This window comes from Persicitalea jodogahamensis (assembly GCF_014651615.1).
Taxonomy (GTDB): Bacteria; Bacteroidota; Bacteroidia; order Cytophagales; family Spirosomataceae; genus Persicitalea; species Persicitalea jodogahamensis.
The window spans coordinates 964,688-984,315 of sequence record NZ_BMXF01000002.1; the positions used below are offsets into that span (position 1 = coordinate 964,688).

Consider the following 19,628-nt stretch of genomic DNA (forward strand, 5'->3'; position numbering starts at 1 on the left):
AACGCGAATATTTATTCGTTCTTTATTCAGTCTTGCCCTACACTATGAATACCTCCTTGCCCGCTAATAAGCCAAACTTCGGCACACTACCCGTTTTTCTTACTGCCATTTCTACCATTCTGGGAGCTGTAATGTTTCTGCGCTTTGGCTATGCTGTGGGTTCAGTGGGCTTTGTGGGGACGCTTATGATCATTTTCATCGGTCACCTCGTTACGATTCCCACCGCGATGGCTCTGGCCGAAATCGCCACCAACCAGAAGGTCGAAGGCGGCGGTGAATATTTCATTATTTCCCGGTCGTTTGGGCTGAATATCGGAGCAGCCATAGGCATAGCGCTATACCTGTCCCAGGCCATCAGCGTAGCATTTTACGTGATCGCTTTCGCCGAATCTTTCGAAGCCGTGAAACCATGGATTGAGTCGGAGTTCGGCTATATCATTTATGACAATCGCCTGTTCAGTATTCCAGCGCTGTTGTTGCTCATTCTTTTGATGGTGACCAAAGGCGCGGCGCTTGGCATGAAGGCGCTGTACGTCGTCGTGGCCATTCTGGCCGTTTCACTCGTGCTGTTCTTCATGGGTAGTACGCCTTACTCCGAAACCTTCGACAGCAATGAGTTCCTATTTACCAACATTACCTCTGAAAACGGATTTTTCTTCGTTTTTGCCATCATTTTTCCCGCCTTTACCGGCATGACCGCGGGCGTCGGCCTGTCGGGAGATCTGCGCGATCCCAAGCGTTCTATTCCGCTGGGAACGCTTTCGGCTACCGTTATTGGGATGATCATCTATGTATTCATTGCCTACAAGCTGATCTCCTCGGCAAGTCCTACGGATTTGGTCGGTAACCAACTTGTAATGAGTGATATTGCCCTTTGGGGACCAATCATCCCCATTGGCCTAGCCGCTGCGACTATTTCGTCAGCGCTGGGTTCCTTTATGGTAGCCCCACGCACCATTCAGGCTATTGCGGGCGACAAAGTGTTTCCCAATCGCTACGTGAACTTTTGGCTGGGACGGGGCAGCAAGAAAAACAACGAGCCTCGCAATGCCACCATTTTTACCAGTTTTATTGCCCTGGCCTTTGTGCTGGTGGGCGACGTGAATGCCGTTGCCGAGGTAATTTCGATGTTTTTTATGGTCACTTATGGCTCGCTGTGCCTGATCTCCTTCATGCAGCATTTCGCCGCTGACCCTTCCTACCGGCCCTCATTCAAATCCAAATGGTTCTTATCACTGTTAGGAGCAATGATGTGCGTGTTTCTGATGTTCAAAATCAACACGGGGTACGCCATTGCCTCCATCGGTATGATGGTGGCTCTGTACTTCTACATCGGGAGTAACAGCCAGGCGAAGAAGGGGATGGCGAGTATTTTTCAGGGGGTGATTCATCAATTTAGTCGCAGGATTCAGGTTTTTCTGCAAAAAACGGATAAAGATCTGCGGGAAGAGGACTGGCGTCCTGCAGTACTGTGTCTGTCGCAGGATACTTTTGAACGATACTCAGCCCTGGAAATGATGAAATGGTTGTCGGAGCGCTACGGATTCGGCACGTACATCCATTTTGAAAAAGCCTACTTCTCTACCGAATCAAAGGCTTTGGCTGATACCAAGCTCAAAAAACTGATCAAAATTTCGTCGGCCAGCAAGTCCAATGTTTTTTTGGAAACGTTGATTTCTCCTTCCAATACAGCCGCTATCGTGCAGGCCATTCAGCAACCGGGCATTTCGGGCCAGTCAAATAACACCATGCTGTTCGAATACAAAAAAGGAGAGCGGGAGTGGCTGTGCGACATCGTGGATAATTACAGCGTGTTAAAAACGGCCGGCTATGATCTATGTATTCTTGGTAGTTCTGACAAAGGATTTGGCTACCGGAAGGACATCCACATCTGGATTGGCAGGCAGGACATCGATAACGCCAACCTCATGATTCTGCTTTCCTATATCATTCTGGGCCACAAGGAGTGGGAACAGGGAGAGATTAAAATCTTTGCAGCTTTTAAGGAAGAAAACCTGAAAGCGGAACATCGCAACCTCATTGATCTCACTTCAACGGGCCGGCTGCCCATTTCAGCCAAAAATATCCGAGTCCTGCCGCTGGAAGAGGGGCGGCGCCGTTCCGACCTAATCAACGAGCATTCTATCGACGCCGACCTGACGCTGATCGGCTTTCACGAAAGCATCATCAAAGCGGACCGTGGTATTGAATTTTTCGAGGAATACAACAAAATTGGCAACGTACTTTTTGTCAATACGTTGAATTCGAAGTCTATTCGGTAGATATTTGATTATTACTAGTTTATAATTGGAGAATCTCCCGGCTTTTACTTTCCAACACTCAAATCCCTCTGATTATGAAAAGCCCTGCTGTTATATTGCTAGTGTTATTTTCAGGTTTGTATTTCGGTTTTACTGCCGAAAAAATCAAGGTGACACCGGATTTTACCGATGAACAAATAACCAAAGCCGAGCAAGATGCTTTGAAATCTTTTTCTCAAAAAGTGGAGATCAAAGTTTTAAAGAGAAATGGCAACGGAGAGATCGTCCACCTGAAGTGTATTTACTACGACACTCCGGGAAAATTCAGCGCGTCATGTGAATCTGATTCTTTTGGTTGTTTATTAATAAAAAAGAGCGGCTGTACGATTGCTGACAAGCCCTGTCCGGATAATATCGACGAGTTATAATTTATTATGCTCTCCTTTTCCTGTAACGCTTTACCCTTCTCCACAGCCACCATATCAGGCTTGCTACTGCCACAAGTGAAAGAACGGGAAGAAAAATAGCCAGCCCCGAGAGGCCAAACGAAGCAACATTCTCCACTGTTGACAATACAGGATTACCCAGTCCGCCCGTGGCGGTAGTCGAGCCCACCCTCAACAGGCTCGTACCCGCCTGCACGAGTCCGGCGGTGCCTCCGCCAACAATCAAGCCCAGACCCCATTGTAAAACGGGATTATCAATTTCTACAAAGGAGGTAGTTAGCAAAGTACCCGCTACCACCGAAAGCGGCGCGGCAATAGTATCCAGCAGATTGTCCACGAACGGAATGTAGTAGGCACCGATTTCCACCACCGTTGCACTCAGCAGCGCAAAGAAAGCGGTCCAGGTACCCAGCCAGGCAAAGCTTTCTGCGGGTGTAATCCAGCCATTCATACAAGCCACATTGGCCAGCAGCGCTGGAACGAAAATGCGAAAACCCGTACTGGCGCTCAGCCCAATGCCCAGGGCGATGCTAAGAAGAAGCTCCATAAATACTTTGCAAAAGAAATGTTCATAACCCAAAGCCAACTTTCCACGCTTTTTCCTTGTTAGCCCTCAAAACCTTTACTGTACCTACGCGTGAATCAAGAACAAAAAAGCGGTCAGATTTTTGACCTTCCTACTCTGCGAAGGCTTTACACCTTCGTTGGACCCTACAAAAAGCAGTTTTTCGGACTTATCGGCATCATTATGCTGAGCGCGGTGCTATCCCCCCTGCTTCCGCTTCTCATCAAGTATACCATCGATACCCCCATTGCCAACGGCGATTACAGTCAGTTGGCTTTGATGATGGCCCTGATGATTGGAGTGCTTGTCGTGCAGGGGCTGGTGTCTTTTGTCAATACTTATCTGTCGGGCTGGTTGGGGCAGTACATCATTCGTGACATGCGGGTGACGCTCTATGAGAAAATCATCAATCTAAGGCTGAAGTTTTTTGACCAGACGCCCATTGGTCGATTAGTAACTCGCACGATTTCCGACATCGAAACATTATCCAACGTGTTCAGTGATGGCATGGCGGCCATTGCGGGTGACATCCTCCAGCTTGTGCTGATTATTGCCGTAATGTTTTACACCGACTGGAAGCTTTCGCTGATCAGCCTGTCCATGATTCCGCTGATGCTGGTCAGTACCTATGTCTTCAAGGAAAAAATCAAGGATGCTTTCAATGAAGTCCGTGCCGCCGTTTCCAACCTCAACTCGTTCGTACAGGAACATATCACGGGCATGAACATCGTGCAGATATTCGGCAGCGAAGACGCCGAGTTCGAGAAGTTCGAGCGCATCAACGCCACGCACCGCGATTCCAATATCCGTTCCATTCTCTACTATTCCATTTATTTTCCTGTGGCTGATGTCATCGCCGCTGCCGGGACAGGCCTGGTTGTGTGGTATGGCTCCAAGCAGATTCTGGCCCAAGACGTGACTTTTGGTACAGTGACGGCCTTTGTGATGTTTATCGGATTGTTTTTCCGGCCCATCCGCCAGCTGGCCGACCGCTTCAATACCCTTCAGATGGGTATCGTCAGCACCGACCGCATCATCAAACTGCTCGATAGTGAAGACTTTACCGAAAACAATGGTACTTACCAGCCCGAAACCGTGCGGGGGAAAGTTGAATTTAAAGATGTGTGGTTTGCCTACAATGAGGAGGAATATGTTTTGAAAAACATCAACTTCCACATGAACGAGGGTGAAACCATTGCCTTTGTGGGCGCGACGGGCGCGGGCAAGTCCTCCGTCATCAATCTATTGAGTCGTTTTTACGATATTAACAAAGGCGAAATCCTGATTGATGGCGTGGATATTCACGAATACGAACTCACTGCTTTGCGCCGGAACATCGGCGTAGTGTTGCAGGATGTATTTTTGTTTTCCGATACCATCGAGAATAACATCACGCTCGGCAACCCCACTATTACGCATGAGCAAATTGTGGAGGCTGCCAAGCTGGTGGGCGTTCACGAGTTTATTGAGCGGCTGCCGGGCGGCTACCAGTACAATGTCATGGAGCGCGGTAGTACGTTGAGTGTCGGGCAGCGCCAGCTGATTTCCTTCGTCAGGGCTATGGTCCATGATCCCAAAATCATGGTACTTGACGAAGCCACTTCCTCGGTAGATAGCGAAACAGAGGAGCTTATTCAGAAGGCTATCGAGAAGTTGATGAAAGGCCGCACGGCGATCGTTATCGCTCACCGCCTGTCTACGATCCAGGAAGCTGACAAGATTATCGTGCTGGACAAAGGCGAAATCAAGGAAGAAGGTACGCACGAGGAGCTTCTGGCGCTGGAAGCTTTTTATGCTAACCTTTACCAGATGCAGTACAAGGAAATGGTGTAGGGGGTAGTTGTTATCATAATGGTGCAACACCTCAAAACACTCAACTGCATTTATAATGGATACGAGTATTGGCTCTTCCAGGATGGGGAGCCTTCTCAATTATTCTCAATAAAATCAATATTTCATGACTGAAGAGGCTTATATCATATCCACAGCACGCACCCCTATCGGTAGTTTTGGCGGGGTACTTTCTTCCTTTTCCGCTACTGAATTGGGGGCAAAAGCCATCCGGGGGGCAATTGATAAAATTAAGCTTGACCCGATTCAGGTTCAGGAAGTTTTCATGGGCAATGTCGTTTCTGCCAATCTGGGCCAGGCACCCGCACGGCAGGCCGCGCTCGGAGCCGGTTTGCCTAATGAAACCATCTGCACAACCGTAAACAAAGTATGCGCCTCCGGCATGAAAGCGGCGGCTTTTGCCACCCAAGCTATTCGGCTAGGCGATGCCGATGTGCTGGTGGCAGGCGGCATGGAAAGCATGTCGCAGATTCCTTTTTATTTATCTAAAGCCCGTTATGGCTACGGCTATGGCAATGGCGAACTGGTCGACGGTCTGGCTCGGGATGGCCTGGTGGATGCCTACGATCATTGCGCGATGGGTACTTGTGGCGACCGTACCGCCATGCAGCGCGAAATCACACGGGAACAGCAAGACGAATACGCCATCCGATCGTACCAGCGTAGCGCGGAGGCCAACGAAAAAGGGTACCTGAAAGAAGAAATTGTGGCGGTGGAAGTACCACAGCGCAAAGGCGAGCCGCTGTTGGTCAGCGAAGATGAGGAATTCAGGAAGGTGAATTTTGAAAAAATCCCTACACTTCGTCCGGTGTTCTCTCCGGAAGGGACCGTAACGGCGGCCAATGCGTCTACCATCAATGATGGTGGGGTAGCGATGATTCTGGCGAGTGGAAGAAAAGTGAAGGAACTGAATCTGAAACCTCTGGCCCGCGTAGTAGCCTATGCCGACGCCGAGCAGGAGCCTGTTTGGTTCACGACCACGCCAATCGCTGCTACCAGAAAGGTCCTGACGAAAGCGGGAATGCAGCTTTCGGACATCGATTATTTCGAAGTGAATGAAGCCTTTTCGGTAGTTGTGCTGGCGTATATGAAAGAGCTTGGCCTCAGTCCCGATAAAGTGAATCTGTTCGGAGGTGCCGTGTCGCTGGGACATCCGCTGGGCGTGTCGGGAGCGAGAATAATGGGGACTCTGATTAATGTGTTGCACCAAAAACAGGGCCGCTATGGCCTGGCAGCCATATGCAACGGCGGGGGAGGAGCCTCAGCGGTAATCCTGGAGCGGATGTAAAAGGAATTTGCGGGTTACTTGATGAACGATTTCAAGCGATCGTAGAATCCGGTACTTTTGAAAGTGAAAGTTTTGTGCAGGGTATAGTTGCTAACGAAACTACAGCCCATACCGAATACGTAACAGGCCAGACCTGTGATATCTACCACTTTTTTAGAATAGGGGATCTGGTATTCAAGCGGGTCGAAATTGGATTCGGTCACCATTACGGCGAACCGTACGGCCAGGTCCATGACGAAGCCTGAGAATATAGCCACCATCACGAATTTCACCATTTCGCGGCGTGTCTGATTCGTGCGGCGGGCATCGAAAGCAAAGAATTTGGTCAGGACAAAGCCAACACCGAAAGAGAGAATGTAAGACGGCCAAACCGACTGAGTAAGCGAAAGGTCGAACCAGTCCTGCAGCAGGCTGCTGCATACCAACTGCACCGCTGCCCCGGTGCCTGCCACTAAAAAATACGCGATTAAGTCTTTGCGATTGAGGAACTTACTGGTGGAGTCAGCGGACACGGCAACGCTTCTTTTCATGGGCGGGATAGAGATTCAGCCGCAATAGTAGAAATAAATCCGGCTGTAAGCAAAGCCTTTGTAACAAATTAGACGGCCATCTCTACTTTTTCAGCACGTACATAGCGGCAAGATCACCCTCTATTTTCTGACCTGAAATATCCAGTTGGGTCAGGATGTTTTCACCTACAAGATATTGATTGGGAGCTTCCTGCCCTTTAAGAATAACATACTGTCCGGCGCTGTTCCAGCTGTATTTTCCTTTTTCCTCAAAAGTATTTTTGCCACCTTTCCCGAGGTAAGTAGTTTTTTTGGCGTAAGTCCCATCCTCATTCAGCGTGATAACGGTTTCCACTCCTGCGCAATCGGCGCACGGCAACATGCCTTTGTATGTGCCCGTATAACTGAGCGAATTACGGGAGTTGTGGCCGTCGTCCATGTTTGTTACTATTTCTGACGTCCTAGTGGAATCCGCATCAGCTTTCGATCCGGACGTAGAGTTACAGCTTGCCAGTGCTATGGCGACAATGGTCAAAGTCAGGGTACTCTTCTTCATTGGTATTTAAGTAGTCTCAGGATGTGCTATCGATTATTTCTCAAAAATCAATCCATTTCAACGACTCAGTTGGTTTTCAAACTTTCAAAGGATTTCGCCACTTCACGAAAAGTGTTTCCCGCCACTTTTGAGCTTTCATCCTGCTTTATCGAGCCGCTGCGTAATGCGTCAATCACCGCGCACATAGCCATACGGCTGCTGCTGTATTGCTTGTAAAATTCTTCGTTCACCGGAACGCGGCTTTCGGCCATCTTTTCCACCAACGTTTTCAGCGCAGACGAAATCTCCATCGGATTGTTGTTGCGATTGGCCGCCATGCGGTCGAGGGTGGCGGCGTCGGTTCGGGCCGCCTGGGCCAGAGTATCGGCAAGTTGGCTTTGCCGGACAGCATCAAATTTGTCGTTCACATAAAGCCACTGCATCTTATCAAGCGGGCAGCCTTTGTCAAGCGTGCTATTGTCAGTTTTGGCCGTGGACTCCTCGTTCACGCGGGCGTTGCCTCCGCCTGGTTTGGTAGTTTGACTTGGCAGGGTAGTGGCGCATTGGCTCAAAAAGAGCAGCAATAGGAGAGCCAGAGCTTTTCTGAAGTAGTTCATGAGGAGTTTCGGATTGGTACGCTGTAAGGACAAATATGATCCAAATCGGTTTAACATTGCCAAAATGGGAACAAAAATTCCTTTCGCAATTTGTCCAAAGTATCAACGAAATAAAAAATGTCACCTTTATTTCAAAATAGCGGTCGAATTTCCCCATCCGAATGAGATTCCACACTTTGGGAAGAAGTAGTTTGGCGGGGAGAGTACCTGTGGTGATGCAGGCCAATCCCTCATGGTTGGTACATTTATTTATCAGTTATTTATCAGTCCAGAATACAATTGGACCATCCACCCATAAAACCAATCAAAGAAGATTGAGAGAGCTGCCGGATGCGGATACTGGGGGCATAAGGAAGATTTGGGCGTGATAATTCCGTTGTGCAGCGGAAAAGCACATGTAGTGATTCCGTCAAAAATTATTTATAAAATACAAAAACCGGATTATGAAAAAACTATTTAAAACACGATTAGCGGGCATATTGTTTGGCCTGGGTATGCTGGGAATGGTTGCGCCTGCCACCGTAGCGCAGGTAAAGGGAATCAGCTACACGCTGTCGCCCACAGGCGAGTATGTTTTCTGGGATAAGAACACCGGAATCAGCAATGGTTTTCTGGTAGGCGGTCATCTGGGATTCGGGTTTGGCGAATTTGTGGAACTGAGGGCTACATACTTGCAGGATGTCAATAATCTGAAACGCGATTTTAGCGCTTTGTCCCCTATGGCTCTGCAAAATGCTCAGCTGGACACAGTCGGAGTGAGCGTACAACGTTGGGGTGGGGACCTTAAACTCAATCTAAGTCGGGGTGGTTTGGTACCCTATGTGACCGTCGGGACTGGTGTGCAGACGATTGGCGCCGACACCATGGCTAAATTTAAGAATATTTACGTTTCCGCCGGGGCTGGATTGCAATTCAGCGGAGGCGACCGCTACACGCTGAACGTACAGGCAGTCAACACCGCGTTCAATGGGTCTCCCGTACGCAGTCTGACTACTGCGGCCGAACGTACTGCCAACAACCTGAGCACTGACGATTATCCGAACGAACTGCTGAAAAACTGGTCGGTGCGGGCCTCCCTGATCCTTTATTTGGGCGGACGCCGTCCGGGCGAATTGACCGATGTCGATAAGGCATATCTCAACAACTTCTCGGGAGGCCTCAGCCTGCCCATCGAAGTGACGGCAGGACAGCTGAATTTTGGCAAAAGTCTCCCTTATGCCAACACCAGGTATGCAGGTGTAAGTACTGGTCTTAATTTCGGCCCTTATGTTGGCATCCGGGGCTTTTACTGGCGGGGACTTGAAGATGGCTATTTCTCCCAGTTTAGTAAGCTGGCACTTTACGGTGGCGAGGGGAAATTTAAACTCGGTACGGGCCAGGGACTTACACCAAGCATTCTGCTGGGTGGCGGTGTAATAGATGCCATGGATGGTTATCAGGCCGATAGCGTTACTACCGGACCGCTTGACAAAAAAGGTTTTGTTTCAGGTGGATTGGGATTGGATTTTCCGTTTGGCCGGGCCGTAAAATTGACCGCTTACGCCAAAGCACTCCTGACCGCACCGGATTCGATCATCAATGCAGTCGACCCCAACAAACTCACTACGAGCTGGGCCTATGGTTTGAGCCTGAATTTGCTGATCGGTAATGGCATGAAGACTGTCGAATCCAGAAAAGAAGAATCGTACGATGAATTGGTGATGAATAATCTGAGACGTGAGAAAAACCGCGCCAAAAATCTGAAGGACGATTACCAAATGCGCATTGAGCGCCTCGACGATCTGATCAAGGATGCCCGACGCGATGGCGACCGTCAGCTGCAGTATGACCTGCAGGATGAACAGGACCGCCTTGAGGAAGGGGTCAGGGCCATCGAAGATTTGCAGGATAAGGAAGAAAGTGCAAACAGGGAAGCCACCAGAAAAGACGATGCTTTCCTGATCGACCTGAAACCCACGGAGTACCGGGACGAACTCGACAAGATCGAACAGAGATACGGCCGGAGTGCAAACAATAGCCGCAATTATTTCAACGATCGCGACAATCGCCGAGGAGGTGATGACAGGGGTACCTATGACCGAAACAGCAACGACAGGGACATCGAGGCCCTGGAAGATCGTCTCAGATCAATTGAACAGAAGCTGGATGATATGATGCAGAACAACCAGCGCAGCCGGCAGTATCCGGCGGACTATAATAACCGAAACAACGAAAGAAACGGAAACGATAACAACGGTGATTACCGGAACGGGAATAATACCCGCAACAGAAACTACCGTAATGATGACCGTCAGAATCAGGATTATCGCAATGGCGATAATAGAAACCGGAGTGGCCGGTATGACGACCGGGATTACAGGAACAACCGCAATGATAACCAATATGACCAGAACGGCAACTACCAGAATGATGATAATGGCAGTTTCGACAATGGCAGGCGCAATATGAATGGTAGTGCCGGGGGTAGTCGGAATGGTGCCTACCAGGCCGATACCAATGATAAGATGATGGCGCTAAAAGAAGAGCGTCAGAAAAGCGAAAACCTGCGTCAGGCATACGAAGCCCGTATTGATGAGTTGGAGACTCAATTAGAGGAGGCAAAAGAAAAAGGTGATGAGAAGTTGGAATCTGATTTGAACGAGGAGAAGGAAGCTCTCGAAACGGGTGTGAGCGATATACGTGACGCCCAGGATCGGGAAGATCGGGCCAACCGCCGCGCAAACCGTGACAATGACCCTTCACAGCTGAGAATGGAATCAGACGAATTCCGTTCGATGATTGACGATGTGAATCAGAAAAACGAAAAGTACCAGCAGGAGATCGACCGCTCGATGCAGAAGTTCGAGAAAAAAAGTCAGCGAGAACTAAACAGCATACGTGATGAACGCGATTCGTATCGGAAAGATATGGAGCAGGAAATGGACAACCTCAAAAAGGAAATCCGGGAATTGCGCGCGGGACGGTCGGCGGGGAATACCTCCGGCGGCATAATTGATTCAGACAACGATGCGAGGCGTAATCATCCGAGCAATCGGTCTGACCGCAATACACGTCGGTCTGCGGCCAGTGATAACGATCGTAATGACAGTGAAGTAGATGTGGAAGAGAACCGCTCTTCAAATCGTGCGGCCTCGATGATGACCAGCAATAACTACCTTACCGAAGAGCAACTTACTTATGAAAGTAAAAACAAAGCAGAAGACGGTTTTTTCAGCTTGTTGAACTATGATGGCTCGTCAGCCGTAGGCGGCATCAATTTTGGCGGCGCAGCTACGCTGAACCTGGGCTTTCGCAATCACTTCCGGTATAAGACTACTAACTTTTACCTGATGCCGGAGGCCTTCTTTGGCTTTGGCGCCAGTAGTTCTTACGGTTTGTTTGCCAATGGGATCTACGATTTCGAAATCAGGAACGCCGAGAGTTTCAGCCCTTATGCAGGCGCAGGACTGGGCCTGATGAAAATAGGCGACGAAAAGCTGAACAATACGAAAGTAGCATTCAACATCGTATTGGGAGCCAATCTGTTCCAGGTTGCGGGCGGGCGTTTTTACGTCGATTATTCGATCCGTAATTTCTTCAAGTACAATCAGTTGTCAGCGGGTTATCGCTTGCCATTCTAAGGTATAGATTTGTTGAGATAAGTACCAATAAAAAGGGCGGCCTCCGATCGGAGGCCGCCCTTTTTTAAAAAGTATTTGGCTTACAGAAATGAAAAGCCCAGCGTGGCCTGGAAAAGATTACCTTTTCTGTTCAGCTTGGCCGCTGTGTTTGCATTATCATACTGAATGTTCACTACGTCATTCACATTACCTTCGTAACGTACATCAAGGCTAAGGCGGCCAAAGTCAACTCCGACACCAGCCTGATAGCCAAAGGCCACGTTATTATCAACGGTAGTGTTTACATTGCCGTCACCATCGAAGTACTTGTCAAACGAATCACCGATTTTGCCAGAATCCGACAAGCGGAAAGAAGCTACCGGGCCAACATTAACACGGAAAACTTTTGCAAAACGATAACCAAACAGCACCGGGACATCAAAGTTGCTGAACCGAACGTCGACTTTTCCCTCATCGTCCTGTACTCCGTTTTCATAAATGCTGTACTGTCCGCCTTTTTGAGATAATAGCAGTTCGGGCTGTACGTAGAATTGGCGCCCAAATCGCATGAAGACACCACCGACGAATCCTACGGAGCGGGTGCCATTGTCTTTAAAATTGAATGCTCCATTTCCGATGGCTAGATCATTTCCAACGGTATTGGAAAGATTTGCCCCGGCTTTGATTCCCAGCCGGAAAAAAGGATCGTACTCACCTTGCGCCTGAGCGCCATAACTTAGTAGGGTGGCTAATGCCACAGCAAATAGTTTTTTCATGATATTCATTTGATTGATTGTAAATAAAAATTGTATTAAAAATAGAATGCCAGTAGGTTTCATTTAGCTATTTCCACTTTTATACAAACCAAGATGGGAAGGACATTCCCCGTTTCCGTTCTAGAAGTTTTACAATAGGATTAGTTCTGAGAGAAGTTGTGCAATGAAAATCAGTGTATCAGTTTTATAACAATTCAAAGTCGCTTTACCCCTAGCTGGAAACCGATTAATATTGATAATTAGGGTATAAATCGGGCAGTCACAACAGGAATTTATAGTCAAAACACCCTTACCATAGCCTAAAACGTTAATTTTGCATCCGCTTACACGGCAGAAACCAGACATTAACCCCCGTTAACAACATCAGCAATCAGCATGAGTGAGTACAACCACCGCGAGATCGAGCAGAAATGGCAGCAGTTTTGGGAAGATAACCAGACCAATCGCGTCGAAATAAATCAGTCAAAACCAAAATTTTACGTTCTCGATATGTTCCCGTATCCTTCGGGGGCAGGGCTGCACGTGGGCCATCCGCTTGGCTATATTGCCTCCGATATATACGCCCGCTACAAGCGTTCGAAGGGTTTCAACGTACTGCATCCGATGGGCTTCGACAGCTTTGGACTACCTGCCGAGCAGTATGCTATCCAGACCGGCCAACACCCGGCTCTCACAACTGAGCAAAACATTGCCCGTTACATCGAGCAATTGAAAAACCTGGGTTTTGCCTACGATTGGAAGCGTGAAGTACGTACTTCCGACCCCGGCTATTACAAATGGACGCAGTGGATTTTCAGCGAGTTATTCAATAGCTGGTACAATAATAAAACCGACCAGGCCGAACCGATTGAAACGTTGACGCAGGAGTTTGCACACCGCGGGAACGGACGGGTCGACGCGGTGTGTGATGAAGAAACACCCCACTTTACGGCGCTGGAATGGAAGGCCATGAGCGAGGAAGAGCAATACAAAATGACGCTCAACTACCGCCTGACCTACGTGGCCGACGCTACCGTAAACTGGTGTCCGGGATTGGGGTCGGTACTATCCAACGACGAGGTGAAAGACGGCGTATCGGAGCGTGGTGGCTTTCCGGTGGAACAAAAACTCATGCGGCAATGGATGATGCGCATCACCGCTTACGCCCAGCGACTGATCGACGGCCTGGACACCATCGACTGGACGGAGTCGCTTAAGGAGCAGCAGCGCAACTGGATCGGCCGCTCCGTGGGGGCAATGGTGAAGTTTGGCATTGACGGGCACGCTGAAAGAAACATCGAAGTCTTCACCACCCGGGTGGATACAATCTACGGAGTGACGTTTATGGTGCTGGCACCCGAACACGAATTGGTAGCCCAGATCACCACTGCCGGTCAGCAAGCGGAAATCGACGCATATCTTGAAAAAACGAAACGTAAATCCGAACGCGACCGTATGGCGGATGTCAAGACGGTATCGGGTGCTTTTACGGGAGCATATGCCATAAACCCGTTTAATGAAGAGAAAGTACCCATTTACATTGCCGACTACGTGCTGGCGGGCTATGGCACCGGGGCCGTCATGGCCGTGCCGTCCGGCGACCAGCGCGACTGGAATTTTGCCAAGCACTTTGACCTGCCCATCGTCCCGATTCTGGACGCGCAGCAAAATACTGACACCGAAGCCGACGCTACCAAGGAAGGCAAGTACATCAACTCCGGCATCATCGACGGCCTGACCTACGCCGAAGCCACGCCCGTGCTAGTGGCCTGGATGGAAGAACGCAAAATCGGTAAAGCTAAAATTAACTACCGCCTGCGCGACGCCGTGTTCAGCCGCCAGCGCTACTGGGGCGAACCGGTGCCTGTTTACTACAAAAAAGACAGCAATGGCGAACCTCTGCCGTATTTATTACCAGAATCCGACCTGCCACTGGAACTACCCCCCGTGGACAAGTACCTACCCACCGAAACTGGCGAGCCGCCGCTGGGCCGCGCCGAAGGCTGGAAGTACCACGGCCAATATGAATACGAACTGAGTACCATGCCCGGATGGGCGGGCAGTAGCTGGTATTGGTACCGCTACATGGACGCGCACAACAACCAGGAGTTCGCTTCGCCCGAAGCTATTAACTACTGGCGCGATGTAGACCTCTATCTCGGTGGTACCGAACACGCTACAGGCCATCTATTGTACAGTCGTTTCTGGAATAAATTTCTGAAAGACCGGGGCTATGTTCCCGAAGAAGAGCCTTTTAAGAAGCTCATAAATCAGGGCATGATTCAGGGAAGGAGTAGTTTTGTGTATCGATTTAGATTGGGAATCTCTCATAGACAAGGCGCGGGGACTGCGCTTAAGGAATTGATACCAGCCAATGCACTGCCAGCAGTTTTTATTTCCAAGAAAAAATATGATTTGTGGCGAAGACAAACCGAAGGCGGTAGCAGTTATTACGATCCAGAAGTGGTTGGTGTGAGGGAAGAAGTAAACTTGTTGATAAAAAAATTAGAGGAGAATATTCGTGAAAAATATCCTGAAAGGGTAGGCTACGTTTCCATACCTACCGGTGAGTACTCTGCAACTGATTTGCACGTAGATGTCAATATCGTAGAAAACGATGTACTGGACATTGAAAAATTCAAAACTACCCGGCCTGACATCGCGGGTGAGAATGCGAAGTTTATTCTGGAAGACGGCAAGTACATCTGCGGCGTAGAGGTAGAAAAAATGTCGAAGTCCAAGTTTAACGTCGTCAACCCCGACGACATCGTGGAGCGCTACGGAGCCGATACATTAAGGTTGTACGAGATGTTTCTTGGTCCGCTGGAACAGGCCAAGCCCTGGAATACCAACGGCATCGACGGTACTTACCGTTTCATCCGCAAATTCTGGCGGCTTTTCTACAACGACAATGGTGACTGGCTGGTAACCGACGAAACGCCCACGAAAGACGAGCTGAAAGTACTGCACAAAACCATCAAGAAAGTTCAGGAAGACATCGAGAGCTTCTCATTCAATACGGCGGTAAGTGCCTTCATGGTATGCGTCAATGAGCTGGGTAGTTTGAAATGCCACAAGAAAGCTATTCTCAGCGAACTGGTCGTGCTGCTCTCACCTTACGCGCCGCACATCACCGAGGAACTGTACGCCGCGCTTGGCCATGAAGCAGGTACCCTCGCCCTGGCCACTTTCCCAATCTGGCAGCAGGAGTACGTTACGGACGACGTATTCGAATATCCGATTCAGATTAATGGCAAAGTAAGGGCCACGATTTCTTTTCCGCTCGACACTGTTCCCGCAGACATCCAAAACGAAGTACTCGCCAACGAAACCGTACAGAAATGGCTGGATGGAAAAACCCCTAAGAAGGTGATCGTGGTGCCTAAGCGAATTGTGAACGTGGTTTTGTAAGTAGCGGTATTTAACGCACTCCTGCCTCCGCTAGCAACACCAGCAGCGTTCGTTGCATGGCCAGGTAAGACTTGTCGTCTAGCCACCATTCGTTGAGGGCGTGGGCTCCGCCGCCTTTGCCGCCCGCGCCCATCGTAATGGCGGGGACTCCTTTCGAAAAAGGAATGTTGGAATTGGTAGAACCTACCCGCAGCGCGGGCTGGGCACCCACATGGCCGGTGGCGGCGATGGCCCGCTGCACCAGCGGGTTGTTCTGGTCAATGCTGCCGGAGGGGCGGTCGCCGACCATCTCAATGTCCACCGTGAGGTCAGGCCCAAGACGCTTCATGGCATTTTCCTCGCGCAGGGCGCGCTGAATGGCGGCCTGGAACAACTTATCAATGCCCGCGAGTTGTTCGGGGCTTTCGGAGCGCATGTCGACCTGCATGTTTGACTCGAACGGAATGGCATTCACCGAAGTACCTCCGCCCACAATACCCACGTTGTAGGTCGTGCGGACGCCCTGCTTCGTGAATTTATCGGCATCCTGCGTAAAGTAGTAGATGGCCCGGCCCAACGCCCCGTGCGGATTCACCAGCCCAAACGAGCCCGACGAATGTCCGCCCGGTCCTTTGAAAGTTACCAGGTAGCGGTGCGAGCCCAGCCCCCGGTGTGTAATGCTCGTGGAACCCAACCCATCGATGGCAATATAGGAATCTATTTTCAGGCCGGGCGTGTTGAACAGCTTCTTTACGCCGCGCAGGTCACCAAGCCCTTCCTCGCCTACGGTACCGATAAAAAGTACGTCGGCGTCAGTCTCGACGCCCGTTTTTTCCATCACGTCCAGAATGGTAAGTACCATCGCCAGACCGCGGGTGTCGTCGCCTACGCCGGGAGCGTACAGCGTATCGCCCCGCTGCTTGATTTTCACGTCGGTTTCGGCGGGAAATACCGTATCGAGATGGGCTTCCAGTACTACGGTTTTATTTCCTGACTTGCCACGACGTTTCGCCAGTACGTTGCCTGCTTCATCGGTCCAGACCGAATCGGCTCCTACCTTGCGGAGCATATCGGCGTAGGCGCGGCCCCGGACTTCTTCGGCGAAGGGCGGGGCAGGAATTTCCGTCAGGGTTATCAGGTTCTGCCGCGTCCAGGCTTCACGCTCGGGGAACATCGCGAGGGCTTTTTTTACGCTGGGGGTCTGGGCCAGCGCCTTTATTTCGTCGGTGTATTGCTTTGCTGCTACTACTGGTTCTTTTTTGGCCGGTTCTTTTTCGTCGTCCTGGGCCTGTACCCAGAAAGGAGCGATGGTAAACGCGGCCAGGAGCCCTATTCGAAGAAGTGAATTCATGATTGTTTCCAGGTGATTGATTCGGATTTTCAAATATAGTAGTTAGTGGCGTTCAATACCGTAATGCTCAGGATTATTGATTGATTCTTTCTACGGCTGTTATTGAAAATTTGGTGATTCCACCAATCTCAAAATATTTCTTATGAACGCCTTTCCCTGTTAAAAGGCCTGGAACCCCATAATACGATGCTGTATTTCAGAAAACTGCAAACTATGCAATCTGCCTACGGAATCACGAGGGAATGCGAAGTGCTTTTGCATCACGTCGATGAAGGTGGGAAAATCGTTTCGTACCTGAATGAAGGTATTTCGAAATAAAATCGTCCGGTCAAGGCTCTTTGCCGTGACCGGACGATAAATCACTTTCCGGCAGGTAGCTAATCGGCCAATGAAAGCACAAACGTTCCGTCTATCTTTAGACTCTTCCCTTCCTGGCCGACTTCCCGCAAAAAGGCAGCCAGCGATTCGTTGATTTCTTTCAATTCGATGATTCGCTTTTCCGAGTGCGATACGTCGTCATCGAACCCGAAGCGAATCTGCCGCGAAAGCATTTCCACGTTATGGTAGTTGATCTTGTTTTGAATCAACGAAAACAAAACCTTTCCTGCCTCTTCGGGTAAAAAATCACCTTTTACAAGTTTAAATTCGAGTTGTTTCTTCATGATCAGGTACTTATTGTTATGGTACTATTCAGACTGATTTTTCCAGGTTTATCCTCCATATACTGGCGCAATTCAAACAGTTCTTTTTGGAGTTGCTTAATTCGCCGCTCGCGCATTTTTATATCCTCTTCCGCACTTTCAGAAGTGATTTTCCCCTCGTGATATCTGATCTTTACGTCGACCATCCGCGTAATGATTTCCACAGCGTCATTCGGCTGAAATTGTCCTTTGATAAGTTGTAGATTCATTGTTTTCCGTTAGTTATGTTATTGTCCCTGTCCCATTGAATACGACTGTTTGCCATCAAACTCGTAGAGGTTTTCGGTTTTGATGCTGTCGATTCCCTGCGCTTCGGCGCTGGTAAGCAAGCCGATGATTTGCTGCTTCGAAATACCGCTGCCATTGGCGGATTTAAAGCGACAGCGCCAGTGGTCGGTGCAGAAGGTCTCCGGAAAGCCTTCGGGCCATACCTTGATGCCCCGATTGGTGATCATCGTGAGCTCCGTACCATGAACATCCAGCTTTTGAAGTTTCGTGGCGATCTCATCCGGATTGGTACCATTCCAGTGGACGAACATATCCACGCCCACCAGGTCTTTTTTTGCAGGTACTTTTTTCTTGTACTTGGGCAGAATCAGGGCCGCGTCTTTGGCGTAGGAAACGGATTTGAGGGTAGTGGGTTTTTCTCCCAGATTGGCAATGACGGCCCCGGCAAATTCCTTCGTCCCGACATTTTGCTTGCTGACCCCTGCCTTAAAAATGTCGTAGGTATGAGTGCCCTCCTCGATGGTTTTTAGCCACGCATTCTGGACCTTTTCAGCCACTTCGGGCTGGCCGATGTGGTTGAGCATCATTATGGCGCCCTGTAACAAACCCGAAGGATTTGCCATATTCTGTCCGGCACGGCGTGGGGCTGAGCCATGAATGGCCTCGAACATGGCGCACTCTTCGCCGATATTGGACGACCCGGCCAGACCAACCGATCCGGCAATCTGCGCGGCTACGTCAGACAACACGTCACCGTACAGGTTGGGCATCACGATCACGTCGAAAATCTCCGGTGTGTCGGCCATCTTGGCTGCGCCAATGTCAATAATCCAGTGCTCGTTTTCAATGTCGGTGTATTCAGCTGCTATCTCATCAAACACTTTATGAAACAGCCCGTCCGTCTGCTTCATGATATTGTCTTTGGTGAAGCAGGTTACCTTTTTACGGCCGTAGTGGCGGGCATACTCGAAAGCGTAGCGCACAATTTTCTCACAGCCGGGGCGGCTGATGAGTTTCAGGCACTGCACTACCTCGTCCGTCTGCTGGTGTTCGATACCTGCGTAGAGGTCTTCCTCGTTTTCCCGCACAATCACGATGTCCATTTCGGGGTGTTTGGTGCTGACGAACGGCGCCAGGCTCATGCAGGGGCGGACATTGGCGTAGAGTCCCAGAAACTTGCGCGTAGTCACGTTCAGACTTTTGTAGCCTCCTCCCTGTGGTGTTGTAATGGGAGCTTTGAGGAATATCTTGTTTCGGCGGATGACATCCCATGATTCCGGCGAGATTCCTGCCGTGTTTCCGGCCAGGTATACCTTTTCGCCCACTTCAATTTCGTCGATCTCGATTTCGGCGCCCGCCGCTTTAATGATCTCGAGGGTTGCATCCATGATTTCGGGACCGATGCCGTCCCCTTTGGCAACTGTGATTCGGGTCATTTTGGTAAGAGTTTTATGGTTTGACAGGGGCAAAACTAGGAAGGGTTATTCATAAGTTTTTATTTATATTTGCGATCAAATGTATTAGATATTTTT

15 protein-coding genes are annotated in these 19,628 nt (G+C 49.6%); 6 read left to right on the top strand and 9 right to left on the bottom strand.

The genetic code is table 11. The annotated features are described in order from the left end of the window. The first annotated feature begins 44 nt into the window (after window positions 1-44). Window positions 45-2,282: an APC family permease gene (locus IE117_RS14250; protein WP_189565099.1), complete on the top strand. Its 2,238-nt coding sequence runs from the start codon at window positions 45-47 to the stop codon at window positions 2,280-2,282. Between the two features lie 74 nt (window positions 2,283-2,356). Then, a complete protein-coding gene (locus IE117_RS14255; protein ID WP_189565100.1) occupies window positions 2,357-2,689 on the top strand; it encodes a hypothetical protein in 333 nt (110 codons plus the stop codon). A gap of 4 nt (window positions 2,690-2,693) precedes the next feature. On the opposite strand, the gene IE117_RS14260 is transcribed toward IE117_RS14255, so the two are convergent. Beyond that, a complete protein-coding gene (locus tag IE117_RS14260; RefSeq protein WP_189565101.1) occupies window positions 2,694-3,254 on the bottom strand; it encodes a DUF4126 domain-containing protein in 561 nt (186 codons plus the stop codon). A 90-nt stretch (window positions 3,255-3,344) separates the two neighbouring features. Between IE117_RS14260 and IE117_RS14265 the strand changes: the two genes are divergently transcribed. Together IE117_RS14265 and IE117_RS14270 are read left to right on the top strand one after the other, a co-directional pair. Then, complete coding sequence (locus IE117_RS14265) at window positions 3,345-5,105, top strand: ABC transporter ATP-binding protein (protein WP_189565102.1); 1,761 nt, start codon at window positions 3,345-3,347, stop codon at window positions 5,103-5,105. A 124-nt stretch (window positions 5,106-5,229) separates the two neighbouring features. Further along, window positions 5,230-6,411 carry an acetyl-CoA C-acyltransferase gene (locus IE117_RS14270; protein WP_189565103.1) on the top strand — a complete coding sequence of 394 codons (1,182 nt, stop codon included), beginning with the start codon at window positions 5,230-5,232 and terminating at the stop codon, window positions 6,409-6,411. A 14-nt stretch (window positions 6,412-6,425) separates the two neighbouring features. Here the strand turns inward: IE117_RS14270 and IE117_RS14275 are convergent, their stop codons facing one another. The 3 genes from IE117_RS14275 to IE117_RS14285 all read right to left on the bottom strand — a co-directional run bounded on the left by IE117_RS14275 (window position 6,426) and on the right by IE117_RS14285 (window position 8,072). After that, a complete protein-coding gene (locus tag IE117_RS14275; RefSeq protein WP_189565104.1) occupies window positions 6,426-6,941 on the bottom strand; it encodes a GtrA family protein in 516 nt (171 codons plus the stop codon). Between the two features lie 82 nt (window positions 6,942-7,023). After that, window positions 7,024-7,476, bottom strand: a complete 453-nt coding sequence (locus IE117_RS14280) for a copper resistance protein NlpE (RefSeq protein WP_189565105.1) — start codon at window positions 7,474-7,476, stop codon at window positions 7,024-7,026. Between the two features lie 65 nt (window positions 7,477-7,541). After that, window positions 7,542-8,072 carry a hypothetical protein gene (locus tag IE117_RS14285; protein WP_189565106.1) on the bottom strand — a complete coding sequence of 177 codons (531 nt, stop codon included), beginning with the start codon at window positions 8,070-8,072 and terminating at the stop codon, window positions 7,542-7,544. A gap of 443 nt (window positions 8,073-8,515) precedes the next feature. On the opposite strand from IE117_RS14285, the gene IE117_RS14290 reads away from it, so the two are divergent. Next, a complete protein-coding gene (locus IE117_RS14290; protein WP_189565107.1) occupies window positions 8,516-11,692 on the top strand; it encodes a hypothetical protein in 3,177 nt (1,058 codons plus the stop codon). Window positions 11,693-11,772: 80 nt separating this feature from the next. Here IE117_RS14290 and IE117_RS14295 read toward each other — a convergent pair whose 3' ends face one another. Next, window positions 11,773-12,447, bottom strand: a complete 675-nt coding sequence (locus IE117_RS14295) for a porin family protein (RefSeq protein ID WP_189565108.1) — start codon at window positions 12,445-12,447, stop codon at window positions 11,773-11,775. A gap of 375 nt (window positions 12,448-12,822) precedes the next feature. Between IE117_RS14295 and IE117_RS14300 the strand changes: the two genes are divergently transcribed. Then, a complete protein-coding gene (locus tag IE117_RS14300) occupies window positions 12,823-15,837 on the top strand; it encodes a leucine--tRNA ligase (RefSeq protein WP_189565109.1) in 3,015 nt (1,004 codons plus the stop codon). A gap of 10 nt (window positions 15,838-15,847) precedes the next feature. Here IE117_RS14300 and IE117_RS14305 read toward each other — a convergent pair whose 3' ends face one another. The 4 genes from IE117_RS14305 to IE117_RS14320 form a co-directional block, all read right to left on the bottom strand. Then, window positions 15,848-17,167 carry a M20/M25/M40 family metallo-hydrolase gene (locus IE117_RS14305; RefSeq protein ID WP_189565110.1) on the bottom strand — a complete coding sequence of 440 codons (1,320 nt, stop codon included), beginning with the start codon at window positions 17,165-17,167 and terminating at the stop codon, window positions 15,848-15,850. Window positions 17,168-17,544: 377 nt separating this feature from the next. Then, complete coding sequence (locus tag IE117_RS14310; protein WP_189565111.1) at window positions 17,545-17,829, bottom strand: hypothetical protein; 285 nt, start codon at window positions 17,827-17,829, stop codon at window positions 17,545-17,547. 2 nt (window positions 17,830-17,831) lie between these two features. Further along, entirely contained in the window at window positions 17,832-18,077 is a 246-nt protein-coding gene (locus IE117_RS14315; protein WP_189565112.1) for a hypothetical protein, read from the bottom strand. Window positions 18,078-18,095: 18 nt separating this feature from the next. Beyond that, window positions 18,096-19,532: an NADP-dependent isocitrate dehydrogenase gene (locus IE117_RS14320; protein WP_189565113.1), complete on the bottom strand. Its 1,437-nt coding sequence runs from the start codon at window positions 19,530-19,532 to the stop codon at window positions 18,096-18,098. Between the last annotated feature and the right edge of the window lie 96 nt (window positions 19,533-19,628).

Coding starts and splice junctions, on each gene's coding strand:
- IE117_RS14250 (WP_189565099.1), top strand. CDS start 45: ATGAATACCTCCTTGCCCGCTAATAAGCCAAACTTCGGCACACTACCC.
- IE117_RS14255 (WP_189565100.1), top strand. CDS start 2,357: ATGAAAAGCCCTGCTGTTATATTGCTAGTGTTATTTTCAGGTTTGTAT.
- IE117_RS14260 (WP_189565101.1), bottom strand. CDS start 3,254: ATGGAGCTTCTTCTTAGCATCGCCCTGGGCATTGGGCTGAGCGCCAGT.
- IE117_RS14270 (WP_189565103.1), top strand. CDS start 5,230: ATGACTGAAGAGGCTTATATCATATCCACAGCACGCACCCCTATCGGT.
- IE117_RS14275 (WP_189565104.1), bottom strand. CDS start 6,941: ATGAAAAGAAGCGTTGCCGTGTCCGCTGACTCCACCAGTAAGTTCCTC.
- IE117_RS14280 (WP_189565105.1), bottom strand. CDS start 7,476: ATGAAGAAGAGTACCCTGACTTTGACCATTGTCGCCATAGCACTGGCA.
- IE117_RS14285 (WP_189565106.1), bottom strand. CDS start 8,072: ATGAACTACTTCAGAAAAGCTCTGGCTCTCCTATTGCTGCTCTTTTTG.
- IE117_RS14290 (WP_189565107.1), top strand. CDS start 8,516: ATGAAAAAACTATTTAAAACACGATTAGCGGGCATATTGTTTGGCCTG.
- IE117_RS14295 (WP_189565108.1), bottom strand. CDS start 12,447: ATGAAAAAACTATTTGCTGTGGCATTAGCCACCCTACTAAGTTATGGC.
- IE117_RS14300 (WP_189565109.1), top strand. CDS start 12,823: ATGAGTGAGTACAACCACCGCGAGATCGAGCAGAAATGGCAGCAGTTT.
- IE117_RS14305 (WP_189565110.1), bottom strand. CDS start 17,167: ATGAATTCACTTCTTCGAATAGGGCTCCTGGCCGCGTTTACCATCGCT.
- IE117_RS14310 (WP_189565111.1), bottom strand. CDS start 17,829: ATGAAGAAACAACTCGAATTTAAACTTGTAAAAGGTGATTTTTTACCC.
- IE117_RS14315 (WP_189565112.1), bottom strand. CDS start 18,077: ATGAATCTACAACTTATCAAAGGACAATTTCAGCCGAATGACGCTGTG.
- IE117_RS14320 (WP_189565113.1), bottom strand. CDS start 19,532: ATGACCCGAATCACAGTTGCCAAAGGGGACGGCATCGGTCCCGAAATC.